At 61.7% G+C, this 13826-nt stretch carries 7 protein-coding genes; 3 read left to right on the plus strand and 4 right to left on the minus strand.

The window, feature by feature from the left end:
- Positions 1 to 49: 49 nt before the first annotated feature.
- Entirely contained in the window at positions 50 to 2053 is a 2004-nt protein-coding gene (locus ABD652_RS02175) for a lamin tail domain-containing protein (RefSeq protein WP_344717680.1), read from the minus strand.
- Between the two features lie 222 nt (positions 2054 to 2275).
- Between ABD652_RS02175 and ABD652_RS02180 the strand changes: the two genes are divergently transcribed.
- The 3 genes from ABD652_RS02180 to ABD652_RS02190 all read left to right on the plus strand — a co-directional run bounded on the left by ABD652_RS02180 (position 2276) and on the right by ABD652_RS02190 (position 7014).
- Positions 2276 to 4066 carry a GmrSD restriction endonuclease domain-containing protein gene (locus ABD652_RS02180; protein WP_344717682.1) on the plus strand — a complete coding sequence of 597 codons (1791 nt, stop codon included), beginning with the start codon at positions 2276 to 2278 and terminating at the stop codon, positions 4064 to 4066.
- 955 nt (positions 4067 to 5021) lie between these two features.
- Positions 5022 to 6083: an AAA family ATPase gene (locus ABD652_RS02185; RefSeq protein ID WP_344717684.1), complete on the plus strand. Its 1062-nt coding sequence runs from the start codon at positions 5022 to 5024 to the stop codon at positions 6081 to 6083.
- On the plus strand, positions 6076 to 7014 hold the full coding sequence (locus ABD652_RS02190) for a hypothetical protein (RefSeq protein ID WP_344717686.1): 939 nt from the start codon (positions 6076 to 6078) through the stop codon (positions 7012 to 7014). The genes ABD652_RS02185 and ABD652_RS02190 overlap by 8 nt, the downstream gene beginning before the upstream one ends.
- 54 nt (positions 7015 to 7068) lie before the next feature.
- Here the strand turns inward: ABD652_RS02190 and ABD652_RS02195 are convergent, their stop codons facing one another.
- The 3 genes from ABD652_RS02195 to ABD652_RS02205 form a co-directional block, all read right to left on the minus strand.
- Positions 7069 to 10179, minus strand: coding sequence for a type I restriction endonuclease subunit R (locus ABD652_RS02195; RefSeq protein ID WP_344717688.1), 3111 nt, complete (start codon positions 10177 to 10179; stop codon positions 7069 to 7071).
- Positions 10176 to 11387 carry a restriction endonuclease subunit S gene (locus tag ABD652_RS02200; RefSeq protein WP_344717690.1) on the minus strand — a complete coding sequence of 404 codons (1212 nt, stop codon included), beginning with the start codon at positions 11385 to 11387 and terminating at the stop codon, positions 10176 to 10178. Before ABD652_RS02200 ends, ABD652_RS02195 begins: the two co-directional genes overlap by 4 nt.
- Before the next feature lie 104 nt (positions 11388 to 11491).
- Complete coding sequence (locus tag ABD652_RS02205; protein ID WP_344717692.1) at positions 11492 to 13465, minus strand: type I restriction-modification system subunit M; 1974 nt, start codon at positions 13463 to 13465, stop codon at positions 11492 to 11494.
- Positions 13466 to 13826 lie beyond the last annotated feature (361 nt).

The following is a 13826-nucleotide window of genomic DNA, read 5'->3' on the forward strand; positions in this document are numbered from 1 at the left end:
ATGTGTGTCAGAGCGGATCAGTCTGGCATGAGGTTCGAATCCCCAGATCTCACTGGCTCGCGTGGCCCGGCGCCTGGCCGGACCGGCCCGGGGCCTCGCCCGAGTGCCCGGGTGCCTCACCGGAGCGTCCGGGAGCGTCTCCCGAGCGACCCGGCGCCTCGCCGGAGCGGCCCGGGGACTCCGGCTTCCCGGAGTCCCCGGAGCCGTCCGAGTCATCCGGCCCGTCCGAGTCGTCCTCCTCCGGGCACAGGAAGGTGCCGGTGCGCAGCGAGTGGTCGTCGGTGTTGCTGTCGTCGGCGTAGAAGGTCGGAACCATCCCGTCAGTGCACTGGCCGGCGTCGGCGATCGCGAAGCCTTCGTTGGCCAGGTTCTCCATGCCGGCCGGGCGCCGGTAGGTGGCCTGTTCGGCGAAGGTCCCGGAGTCGTCGACGGCGAAGGTGGTCATCCGCCCGTCGCAGGCGTCGTCGCAGACCACCCAGAGCTGGTCGCGCGCGGCGTCGAACTGCACCTCGGCGACCATGTCCAACGAGGTCTCGATGGTCGCGACCCGCTCGGCCGAGCCGTCCTCGCCCAGCACGTAGGCATAGACCGCGGCGGTGCCCTCCACGCCGACGAGGAACAGCCCGTCGCCGTGGGCGGGGTAGGCCGCCGGATCGTAGGTGGCACCGGTGCTCTGGTCGACGAAGCCGGCCTCGGTCAGCCACTCGTCGGGAACCCAGGTCACGCCCTCCAGGCCCTGGTTCGCGCCCAGGCCCTCGAAGTCCTCGGCGAGGTTCCACTCGTCGGTGGCGGTCAGCGTCTCGCCGTCGTCGTCGCCGAGCTCGTAGCGCAGCACTGAGGGGCGACTGACGGTGCCGGCGTCGTTGTCGCGCTCGCTGGCCGCGTAGATCGCGCCGTCGCCGTCCATGGTCACGCCTTCGGCGTCGACCGTGCCCTCGTGGTCGGGGTAGCCCAGCGTGCGGCCGGCGGCCCAGCCTTCGACCGGTCGCCAGGCCCCGTCCTCGTCCTCGGTCAGCTGGAAGAGCGTGCCGGCGTCGTTCTCCACCGCCCACAGCGTGCCGGAGGAGCCGGCCTCGCCGGCCTGGTGGAACAGGCCGCTGAGGTCCTCGTCGACGAGCTCGGAGTCATCGGCGACGGCGACGTCGGCGCCGCCCGGCCAGTCCTGCACCGGGGCGATGCCGGCGCAGGAGTTGATCGCTCCGGCGGTGGCTTTGAGCGTCTGCTCGAAGGGACCGTCGCCGTCGGGGCAGCGGCCCGAGCTGGTCTCGGCGACGGCGGAGCCGGCTGCGGACCAGTCCGCGGCGTCCAGCACCGTCGACCCGTCCTGGCGCAGCTCGACCGCCTCGGCGGAGGCGAGCTCCAGGTCCTCGACGGCCGTGCGCTCGCCGGCGGCCAGCGTGCCGGAGAGATCCTGGGAGTCGGCCGTCTCGTTGGCCGCGGCGCTGATCAGCTGTGTGCCGTCGAGGTCAGCCTCCCAGCTGCCGATGTTGAGGATCTCCACGAAGCTCTCCTCGCCGGCGGAGACCTCATTGATGGTCAGCGGCAGGCTGCAGTCGTTGGACTCGCCCTTGGTGGAGGCGGTGGTCTGGCGGAGCTCGCCCGTGCCGTCGGGGCAGCGGGCGTAGGTGACCTCGGCGTGCTCCTGCCAGCTGGTCGAGGCCAGCAGCGTGGAGCCGTCCGCGGCGAAGAGCCGGGCGGCGTCGGGGTCGCCGAGGCCGAAGTCGAAGCCGGCCTCGCCGTCCAGCGGCTGGTCGATGACGAAGAACCCGCCCGGCTCGACCACCGAACCCTCGGGCAGCACGTAGTCGTGGTCGTCATCGTCGTCGCGGAAGTGGAATCCGGACAGGTCGATCGGCTCCTCGCCGGTGTTGTACAGCTCGGCCCAGTCGGTGGTGTCGCCGTTGGACTCGATCTCGTTGAACACCAGCGACGACGCCGCGTCAGCGGGCTGCGTCGGCTCGGCATCGGTCTGGGCGGAGGCGGCGGCCACGCTGGTGCCGGTCATGACGACGGCGGCGAGTACGGCCGCGGTGCTGCGCAGGGGATGTCCCACGGGGCTCCTCACAGTCTCGGGTCAGGGTGCGGTGACCGCCTGGGGAGCACGGCACGACGACGCGCGGCCCGGGCAGGCGGATGATCCTGGCGGAGACTAGGGGAGCGGGGCGACGGGGAGGTGACCGGGAGATGAAGGGGAGAGCACCAGAGTCTCGCAGCCGTATTCGTTAGGCTCGGGAATCGAATCACTCACTCATCGCGGCAGGCAGGGGACGCCACAGTGTCGAAGTACTCCGTCCGGCAGGACCAGGTTCAGACGTTGCTCTCATGGGTCAAGAGCGGCCAGATCGCCATCCCGGAGATGCAGCGTCCGTTCGTCTGGAACTCGCAGAAGGTCCGCGATCTTCTGGATTCGCTCTACAACGGCTATCCGGTGGGATACCTCATCACCTGGCAGAGTCAGGATGTCGGGCTGAAGGACGGCACGACGTCCGGCTTCCGTCAGATCCTGATCGACGGTCAGCAACGCATCACCGCGATGACCGCCGCCCTGGTCGGTGAGGAAGTCGTCGACAAGGACTACTCGAAGAAGCGGATCAAGATCGCGTTCAATCCGCAGACCGAGGAATTCGCGACGCTGACCCCAGTCCTGCGACGCGACCCGGCCTGGCTCTCGGACGTCTCAGAGTTCATGAATGCCGGATCGACGTACAAGGCGATCAAGGCCTACATGGATCAGAACGCCGACGCCGACACCGACGGTGTGGAGGAGGCCTTCGAGCGTCTCGCCGGCATCCAGCAGGCCCAGGTCGGCATCATCACGCTGGCCGCTGAGTTGGACATCAACACCGTCACCGAGATCTTCATCCGGATCAATTCCAAGGGTGTGCCGCTCTCCAGCGCGGACTTCGCGATGAGCAAGATCGCCAGCCACGGAGAGTACGGGTCGAACCTGCGCAAGCTGATCGACTACTTCTGCCACCTGGTGCGCCACCCGCAGGTCTATGACGACATCGTTGCCCATGATCGTCGCTTCGTCGACGCGGGGCTCATGAACAAGATCGCTTGGGTTAAGAACGACGCTCCGGACCTCTACACCGTCGACTACACCGACATCATCCGCGTCGCCGGTCTGCGCGGCTTCGGGCGAGGAAAGATCGCTCCGCTGGTGAGTCTGCTCTCCGGCCGAGACTTCGAGACGCGGAGCTTCAGCGAAGATCTGGCCGTCCAGTCGTTCGAAGACCTCGAGAAGGCGCTCGGAGAGATCGTCAATGAGTACAACTTCCGGCAGTTCATCATGACGATCAAATCTGCCGGCTTCACGCGCGAGAAGCTCATCGGGTCCAATAACGCGTTGAACTTCGCCTATGCGCTGTTTCTCCGGCTGCGGGCGGAGAGGCAGCTCTCCGACGGGCGGATCAAGAGTGTGGTGCGGCGTTGGTTCGTCATGTCCATGCTGACCAGCCGTCACTCAGGGTCATTCGAGAGCCAGTTCGAGCAGGACATTCGCCGGATCGATGAGCTCGGTGCCGAGGAATACCTGGCTGAGGTCGAACGCGGACAGCTCACCGACGGTTTCTGGGAGGTCGAGCTGCCGTCGCGCATGGCCACGCCCAGCTCGCGCAGCCCTTATCTCGCGGTCTTCCTGGCCGCGCAGATCCATCGCAACGCCAAGGGCTTCCTCTCCAAGCACATCACCGTCGGGCAGATGATGGACGACGGCGGCGACATCCACCACCTGGTTCCCAAGAACTACTTGGTCACCACCGGGGTGCGCGATCAGTCGCGGTACAACCAGATCGCGAACTACGCGCTGACGGAGACTCCTGTGAACATCGGGATCAAGGACGCGGCTCCGGCGGAGTACCTGGCCCGCGTGGATGAGCAGATCGCCAGCGGCCAGCCGGTCCTCGGAGAGATCTCCAGCACCGACGAACTGGAGGCGTCCTTCGCCGAGAACGCCGTCCCGCAATCACTGCGCACGACGACGGCGGAGACCTACACGGAGTTCCTCCAAGAGCGTCGGGCCTTGATGGCCGAGTTCATTGGCAAATATTACCAAAGTCTCTGACACATTCTGCTGTAGGCGTGATCCGTGTCACCGGAATGGTCTAGACTGGCCCTCGACAAACAGTAGGACTGTTTGCAAGCACCGGAAAGTAGAGGGCCGTCTTTGGCGAGGTTCGATCCCAAGCCTCGCCGGGTGGCATGGTTGATTCGAGGGCCAGTACGCTCTTCGCCAGATCGGCGGGCAACCACAGACGTCAAAGCAAACTAAATCTGTCGTGCTTCATGGTTGAATTGATGTACTATATTATAGAATTTTCTGAGCTCTAAAGGGGTGGCTTGAGGTGTATTGGGGAGTTCGAAATTTTAAAGCTATCGATTCTGCAGAGATCAATGTAGGACCGGGGAAGATTTCCGTACTAACCGGCGTAAACAGTAGCGGAAAATCGTCAATCAACCAATCCTTGCTGCTGTTGGCGCAGAGTCTACACAGTTCGGGGTCGACAGTTCTTAACGGACCGCTCGTCCGGCTAGGTGATGCCGATGATCTCGCCAGAGCTTCAGCCCCCGAGGGGGTTCCGACGTTCGCATTGGACATTTCGGTCGGCGGAGATGATAAAGAGTCTTCACAGAGCGCGACTGCAGTGTATAATCTAGTCGCTTCACGGGACTCCAAAACGCTGGTCCCTGGAGATCTGTCGATCCGATATGACGACTCTAGCGACACTATTGAGAGTCAGCTTCGACTGTCCCATACTAACGCCCGGCGTGAGGACGTTGAACGGGCGGCTGAATTGTCCGAGAATTCGGAAGCCAATGTGCTCCATGTCAAATCCCTCCTTGGAACCCAGAAAAGGCCACTTAGAACGTATGTTGTTACCGAGGGCGTTCGACCCATTGCAGTATTTCAATCTAAGCCTAAAGGTGACGTAAAAAAATCATATAAAAACCTCATGAAGAGTGTCTTAAAATCACTCGGCCGGAGAAGGAATACTCGTCTACCAGTTGGTGAAGGGCGCTTGAACATTCAGGCCGCCCTGCGAGAGTTCGGTCGTCTTCTCGGCGTCTTGGACAAAGCCCCCGCCACTGAAACTGCTATTGCCTTGAAGCCGGCACTGGGGCGAATCCATGTGAACATATTCCGGTTCTTTCAGATTTGGGAGGATCTCCCGGAGGATGACCGGAACGAACTAATTGAGTTCGCTGCAGAGGAGCGAAGCAAGGATCCCAACATTTTTGTTCCGGTCACTCCTCGGCGAAGCGGAGGTGATGGCCTGCTCGAGAGCGACCTGACAGACCGCATCGCGGAGTCTTACGAGTCTCTGCGCGGCCTTCATGAGGGGTTGACGAAGCTTGCGGGGCGGGTCCAGTACCTGGGACCTCTCCGGGACGAGCCCCGAGTTGTCTGGAACCTTTGGAATCAGGTGGCCCCGGGGCTCCCCGTAGGGACTAGGGGTGAATATAGCGCTGCGGTGCTCTCTCAGGCGCGTGGGAAGCAAGTGGAGTACATCGGCACCGACCAAGAACAGCGAGAGAGTCCTCTAATCGAAGCTGTCAATGATTGGGCCAAGTATATCCAGATCGGAAGCAATTTTGACGCCCAGTCTCACGGAAAGCTTGGAGTTGGTCTAAAGCTTGAGATATCTGGGGGAGTGCGTGACCTGACATCAGTAGGGGTGGGAGTCAGCCAAGCTCTTCCGTTGCTTGTAGGGCTATTGGCAGCTCCGCGTGGATGCATTTTCATCATTGAGCAACCTGAGTTGCATCTTCACCCAGACGTTCAAGCTCGCCTGGCCGACTTTGTTATCAGTGCCAGGCCCGACATCTGCGCCATTGTAGAGACTCACAGTGAGGCGTTCGTTACGAGGCTTCGTCGCCGCGTAGCGGAAGGGAGTGTGGCACCTAACAAGATTGACATTCTCTTCGTGGAGCCAGGGCCTGATGGCTCACAATCCCGAAAGCTTGAGGTTTCTCGGTACGGAGACCTGAGTGATTGGCCTGAAGGGTTTATATCGTCGTCCAAGGAAGATGCAATAGCCATTATGAGAGCCAACGTTGAGAAAGTTGGAAGTAATGGGTGATATAGAACAGCCTGAAATGTTGATGGATCCTGAATTCGTGGTCCCTAACTCAGAAATGTTTGAATCCCAAAAGTTCTGGCTTAGACTTGCCGAGGCGTCACAAGATTATGCATCCAGGATTGGCATTTCAACATATTCATATCTTGAGCAATTGATGGCTGGTCCAGTCCCATCGGTTATACCTGATGGCGATTTCTGGAGCATCGTGGGCTCGCTGGCTGTGCGACCGGCCACCAAGTGTGACCGTGCGGTTGAGCCCTGCCGAGAGTTGCTTCAAACTGAGTATTTGCCTCATTGGGGGGACGCTGGCAATGCTTCTCGCTTGCTGCATGACCTGTCTCGCCTGAAAGCGGGGCCTCGCGTTGCGCTACGTACTGTCCCGGAATGTTGGAATCCATCCGACCATGAATGTGACGCGTGTCGTGATTTAGATATTTGGAAAATCTCCACCCGTGTGGGTACGTCTGAAGATAAGGACAGTGTCGCTGCGCTTCGACGAGAAGCGTACTTGGAGCGGGCGCCTCATAGTTTCTCCGGCCTGGAAGAGGATTCATCATATCTTTTCCCAAGGTTGGAGTTCTCTGACGAGGCTTGGACAAATGTCGATTCGCTCGTGGGCGATCCACGGGATAACCTGAAGAATCTCGTTAAGCATCTTGGCATTCTGAATGACTCCGCGCCAGAAATTTGGCGGAGTGTCACGGGGGCTCATGAAAGGAAGGCTTATCTTGGGGCTCATGGTGTTGAAGCATCGCCCGAGAGTCCGAAGGTAAGGGCAAATTCAAGGTCTATGAGGCAAAGAAAATTCCGGTTCGGTGAGGATGAGGTCGTGTGTGAGTGGCATACTAAGCTGCGCCCCAATGCCAATCGTATCTATTTTCTTGTAGATGGTGATCGCGTAAAAATTGGGAAGATTATTATTCATCTGTGAGGTAGTAGACTCCTTTGGCGCTAGAATCTTGTCTGGCCGTATCGGCCAGGAGTGTTAACTCGATTCCTGCAGTTCCTCGTACAAGCCGATCCCCAGCAACATCTGGACCAGGTCAGCCGGCTTCATGTTCCTCGCCTCCTTGAGGACCTCCTGGTTCCCATGTTCATGGGCCCACAGCGCGTCTTCGACCGCGGCGCGAAGTGTGGGGGAGCGTACGAAGTCGGTTCTGGGGTTGTTCCTGGCCTGCCCGCGGAGCTCCTCGCTCTTGGAGATCTCGTGCTTCAGCGAGTTCGCCAGTTCGACCTTGTACCGGTCGTCGACTTCCAAGTCCCCGAAGTAGCGGTTGACCAGTTCGACGACGGCTTCCCAATCGTCACGCTTGGGGTCGGTGCTGCGCGAGATGCCGGCCTCGGTCAGGCCGCGCAGGCCCTCGGCTTCTCCCTGTTCCAGCCGCAGGTCCTCCTCGCGGAGCTTCTCCAGTTTGTAGTGGGTCATGACGATGTCATCCACATCCACGTAGTCCGGCTGTGTGTCGTCGCGGGAGAAGTTCGACAGCTTGCGAGCCAGCATCTCGGCGTACGCGGAGAGCTTCTCGTAGTGCTCGTCGCCGAAGTCCAGGATCTGGCTGAGGAACGCGTAGACCTTTGTGTACTGGCCCAGCGTGTTGCGGAACTCCTGCAGTTCGTCCAGTCGTTCCGAATCCTCGCTGACGACCGCGTCACGCCACTGATAGCTGAACCGGTCGACGGCCGGATCCAGGGCTGAGGAGAGGGCCCCGTGGGCGTGCTTGGGGTCGAGGGAGCGGCGCCAGACCGACCAGAAGTGATCGACCTCCGACCGGGTGAAGATCTGTTCGTGCTCGAGCTTCTGCTTCAGATCCGCCACCAGGTCCGGGTCAGACTCGGTGACCACGTGGGCGTCCTCGTAGTACTCCTGGAAGGCGGCCTGGATCTGCTCCGGGTCGTTGACGAAGTCGAGGACGTAGGTGTTGTCCTTGCCCTTGGCCTGTCGGTTCAACCGGGACAGAGTCTGCACTGCCGAGATGCCGGAGAGTTTCTTGTCGACGTACATCCCCACCAGGAGCGGCTCGTCGAATCCAGTCTGATACTTGTTGGCGACGATCAGCACATGCTGGTCGGGCTGGCGGAAGACCACGGCGAGATCCCGGCCCCGCAGGTCCGAGTTCTCAGAGGTCTCCGTGACAGTCGGGTGCTCCACCCCCTCGACCTCGGGGACGTCCGGATCGTCGACCTCACCGGAGAAGGCCACCAGCGCCTTGAGATCCAGGTCTTGGTCGGCCACAGCTTGCTGGAATGCCCGGTGGTAGGCGACAGCGGCCTTCCGGGAGGCGGTGACTACCATGGCCTTGGCCCGGCCGCCGAGCTCGGGGCGAACAGTGCGCTCGAAATGTCGGATGATCTCGTGGACTTTGGATCTGACGTTGGTCGGGTGCAGCTCGACCTGCCCGATCACCGCCCGGGCTGCCCGGCGAACATCGATCTCCTCACCCTCGTCCTCACCCTGGCGCGCGATGCGGGCGGCGACGTCGTAGGAGGTGTAGTTCTTCAGCACATCGAGGATGAATCCCTCTTCGATGGCCTGCTTCATCGAATACAGATCGAAGGGCTGCAACGTGCCTTGTTCGTCGCGGCGGCCGAAGAGCTCCATCGTCTTGGACTTCGGTGTGGCGGTGAATGCGAAGAAGCTGATCCGCTGGTCCTTGTCGGTCCGAGCCGCCATCAGGTTCAGCGCATCCTGATCATCGTCGACGTCCGCCCCGTCCTGCTGCGCTTGGCGCTCCTCGTTGCGGTAGAGCAGCTCCTTCAGCGCATCAGAGGCAGCACCGGTCTGGGACGAGTGGGCTTCATCGGCGACGACGGCGAACCTCCGGCCGGCAAGTGCCCCGCCTTCCTCGCGCATCTTCGCCAATGCATAGGGGAAGGTCTGCAGGGTCAGCCCGATGATGGGCACTTCGCCGGCCAGCGCTTCGAGGAACTGAGAGGTCTTGGATCCCTCGGAGCCGCTGGTGATCGGCTGGAACTTGCCGGTGACGTGGGTCAGCTGCTCGACGGCGTCCTGGAGCTGCCGGTCCAGGACCTGCCGGTCAGAGATCACGATGACCGCGTCGAAGACCTTCTCCCCGTCTGCGCGCTGCAGATCGGCCAGCCGGTGCGCGGTCCAGGCGATGGAATCAGTCTTGCCCGAGCCGGCCGAATGCTGGATCAGATACTTGTGGCCTGGACCCTCGTCTCGGGCCGCCTGGGTGAGTCGTGTGACGGCCCGCCACTGGTGGTACCGGGGGAAGCGCAGCTGCCGCTTCTCGTGGATCTCCCCGGTGACTGGATCGGTGCGGGTCTCGTGATTGACGTAGATGAACTTCGCGATGATGGCCAGCCACGCGTCGCGGTCCAGCACTTCTTCCCACAGGTAGGACGTGCGGTGCTTGCCCTCGATCGGCGGGTTGCCAGACCCGCGGTTGTAGCCGATATTGAAGGGTAGGAAGACTGTGTCGTCCCCGGCGAGGGCGGTAGTCATCGCCACGTTCTCCTCGGTGACGGCGAAGTGGACCAGCGCCCCCCGGAAGGGAGTCAGCAACGGCTCGCCCTTGGGCCGGCGGTCTTGGCGGTACTGCTTCTTCGCCTCCTCCAGCGGCTGGGTGAAGGAACTCTTCGTCTCGATCGTCGCCACCGGGATCCCATTGAGGAACAGCACCAGATCGATACGGTCCTGCTTCTTCGACGAGTACCGCACCTCCCGGACCACACGGAGACGGTTCTGCCCGTACCGGCGAGAGGCGTCCGGGTTGAGGTCGGTGGAGATCGGAGCCTGCATGAGGCTGAAGCGCCGAGCCCCAGGGACGTCGACGCCGCCACGGAGAGTCTTCAGCGTGCCGCCGCCCTGGTCTTCACTGAGCGCGAGCATCTTCGCGACGCGGTCCAGGATGCGCCGCTGGCCACGCTCACGAGCCGCCGGGTCGCCCTCGGGAGGGATGATGCGTGCGTAGTTGTCCGGGTCGGTGTCCTCGAGCCAGCCCAGCAGGTCCTCGGGCCACAGCGCACGCTCGACGTCATAGCCCTCGGAGCCTGGGGAGTGGAGCCAGCCGTGCTGGGCAAGAGACTCGGTGATCTCTCGCTGAAAGCTGTCCTCGTGGTGGATCTGGCTCATGACAGCTGCTGCACCTCATCCTCGAGCTGTTCAGCGACCGGCCGATGCTTTTGCCCGACGTCGACCTGGCCGGTGACTACAGCGGAGATCAGCGCGGACCGCCGCTCACGAGCGAAATCGATAGCCCGCTCAGCTAGTGCAGACATCTCTCTTACGTCACTGAGCGATCGTTCGAGCTCGTTAACGATCTGGTCTTGGGTGCCCCGTGGTGGCAAGGGTACGCGCAGAGAACGAATCAGCTCTTGATTGATGTTCGGTTGGCCACCGCCCACTGCCCGACTCAATAGGTGAGGACGTGCAGCGGAGAGCACGTAGAACATGTACTTGAAGTCTCCATACTCATAGCCGCTCATGGCGCACACAGCTTGATTTACGGCCGCCGGAGTTTCCAGCCAGCCGAGTCTTCCAACAGTTGCTCCATACATTGCAATGAGCAACGTTTGCCGGGGGAATACTTCAAGTGCCGAATATCGCCGCAGGGCTGTGGGACTGATCCGTCGATGGGTATGTGTGATGTGAGTTTCCCTAAGCTCCCCAGTCACGACCCACGGGATATCGCCGTCGAATGCTTCCTCATCGTCGGCTTGTGGGGTCGTGCCGCTTCCGATGTGTCTAAACACCCAGCTCAGACGTGGAGTCTGCCACCCCTGAGGTAGAGGGCCAGTCCACTCTGTGCATTCGCCGAACAATTCCCCCGAGCGACCAAGGCGTCCCGTCACGCCTGCGTGGATGCGTGCTGCGTTCTCCTCGTTCAATCTGTTGCGCAGTTCTTGGAGGTCCGTAATGAAGGCGTCGATCTCGGCAGTCTCGTGGTCGAGGTAATCCAGGACGCTTCGTCGTTGACTTTCGGGAGGGACTGGCACACGGATCGCAGCAGCTTGGGCCGAGGATAGGTGTTTTACGGTCGTTGAATATGTCAGATCGTTGACTATGGACAGAGGGACGGGGAGGTAATAAGCGAGCCACGCAGTAGCGTCGCGTGAACCATGGAGGGCGAGTACGCGCTGGTTGAGGAGTCCCTCCTCCTCATGGGTCCATCTGCCGACATTGAAATCTCCATCCATTCCAATGAGGACATCGCCGAACCTGACACGATGGGCCGTAAGCGATGGTCCATCATACCTAGTCTCGATACTTCCTCCGAGGACATCTCGGATTCGAATTAGCGGGGTGCCTGAACTTCCGAAATATCGAGAGTCATAGGGCATGCCACTGATTAGACTAGCCAGGTCTCCGACTCGACCGGACCGCCATCCTGTGGGAAGTGAATGTGATGCGGAGATTCCTCTGGCGGCTTCGAACCAATTCCACGTCATGACTTCACCTGCTCCAAGCGGGAGCGGATGTGACCGAGGACTTCATCGAGGTCGCGGTCGATCTCTTCAAGGGGGCGCGGCGGCACGTACTCGTAGAAGTGTCGGGTGAACGGGATTTCGGTGCCGACCTTCGTCTTCGAGTCGTCGACCCAAGCGTCTGGGACGAAGGGCTTGACCTCCCGCTCCAGATACTCCTGGATGTCCTCACCCCACGGCACGTGTTCCGTATCGCGCAATGACCCGTTCGGCTCAGGGTCGCCATTGCGCTTGGTGACAAGTTCGCCTTCGTCATCATGGTCGCTCAGCTTTGCCAACAGCGTCTTCAGCTCTGCCGGCTTGAGCGTCAGGCCTGCTTCGTCGCAGCGCTGTTTCAGGTCCTTGCGGAACTGCTCGCGGTTTGTGGAAACGTGCCCATTCCACCCGGCCGAGGCCTCTTCGAGGGCGCGTGTCAGCGCCTCCTGGGCCTCCTCGCTGAGCTTAGCGAACATCTTCGATGCCTTGACCCGCTCGACACGGTCGGCCGAGTAGGCGTAGTTCAGCCGCAGCGGCCGTTCGACGGTGATCGTGCGGTAGAAAAAGTCCTCATTCCGGAAGATCTTGGAGTGCTTCGACTCTTCGAATGCCTCATACAGCTCCGCGATCCGGGCGATGTCTCCGGCGCCGAGCATCTTGCGCTTCGAGCCGACGGACTTGCGCATCTTGGTGAACATCTCTGTGGCGTCGATCAGCTGCACCTTGCCACGCCGGGCCTGCGGCTTCTCCTTGTTGAGCAGCCAGACGTAGGTCGAGATGCCGGTGTTGTAGAACATGTCCGTCGGCAATCCCACGATGGCCTCGAGGTAATCGTTCTCCAACACCCACTGACGGATGTTCGACTCCCCAGATCCGGCGCCGCCGGTGAACAGCGGGGAGCCGTTGAGCACGATCGCGCCACGTCCTCCGACGTTCTGTGTCTCGCCGCCGGGCTCGCGCAGCTTTGAGATCAGATGCATCAGGAACAACAACGAGCCGTCCGAGACGCGCGGGAGGCCTGGGCCGAAGCGGCCCGAGTAGCCCTGGACCTCGTGCTCGGTCTGGACCCGGGCCTTGTACTGCTTCCAGTCGACGCCGAACGGCGGGTTCGAGAGTCCGTAGTGGAAGGTGCGTCCTCGGAAGGCCGGATCAGTCAGGGTGTTGCCCAGGACGATGTTGTCGATGTCCTGGCCCTTGACCACCATGTCGGCTTTGCAGATGGCGTAGGAGGCGGGGTTGATCTCCTGGCCGAGCAGGTTCACCGACGCCTGGGGATTGATCCTGCGGATTTTGTCGTCGGCGACCGAGAGCATCCCGCCGGTTCCCGCCGTGGGGTCGTAGACCTCTCGGACGACTCCGGGGGTGTGGAGGTTCTCCTCGTCGTTCAGCAGCAGGGTGACCATGAGCTCGATGACTTCCCGCGGGGTGAAGTGCTCACCGGCGGTCTCGTTGGAGGCCTCGGCGAACCTACGGATGAGTTCTTCGAAGATGTGGCCCATCTGCTCATTGCTGACCCGGTCCGGGTGCAGGTCGGCCTGGGCGAAGTGCTGCAGCACCTGCAGCAGCAGATCGTGGCGGGCCAGATCGATGATGGTGTCTTCGAACTTGTACTGCTCGAAGATGTCGCGGACGTTCTCCGAGAACCCGTTGATGTAGCCGCGCAGGTTCTCCTCGATGTTGTCCGAGTCGCCGCGCAGGGTCCTCAGCGAGTGCCGGGAGCGGTTGAAGAACGTGTAGTGGTGTCCGGCTCGGTGGCGGAGCATGCCCAGGGGAGGCTCGGCGTCCTCGTCATACCCTTCGACGGCCTGGAGAACGGTGTCCTTCGTCGGAGCCAGCACGGCATCGAGGCGAGCGAGCACCGTGAAGGGGAGGATGATGTCCCCGTACTGGTGCTGCTTATAGGCGCCGCGGAGGATGTCCGCGGCCGACCAGATGAACTGGGCGTGGTTGAGCGACAAGTTGCATCCTCCCGAGGGTGCCGATCAGTGTCTGCGTGAGGTGTGGGCACTGCCGATCAGCCTAATTCATAGGTGGGACGTGGGGCCGAGCGGGGTCGGGGCCAGGCAGTGGGCTGCGGAGTTTCCAGGTTCGTAGCCGAGGGGACAGAATGCGGCCCGCTCTCTGGGGTCCGCTGACTGGTGCAGAGTGGGACCGAACACCCCTCCCAGGCCCAGTGTCGGCGGATCGAGGAAGTCATCACCGCTGACGTGCGCCGTGAGGAGATCTTCATCGCTTTCTCCCGCACCCCAGAGCTGAAATCGGTGTATCAGTCTCAGGGTTCATGCGCCGGCCGAGGGGTCGCGGTCAAGGTGTTCGAGA

This window comes from Nesterenkonia halobia (assembly GCF_039536005.1).
Lineage (GTDB): Bacteria > Actinomycetota > Actinomycetes > Actinomycetales > Micrococcaceae > Nesterenkonia > Nesterenkonia halobia.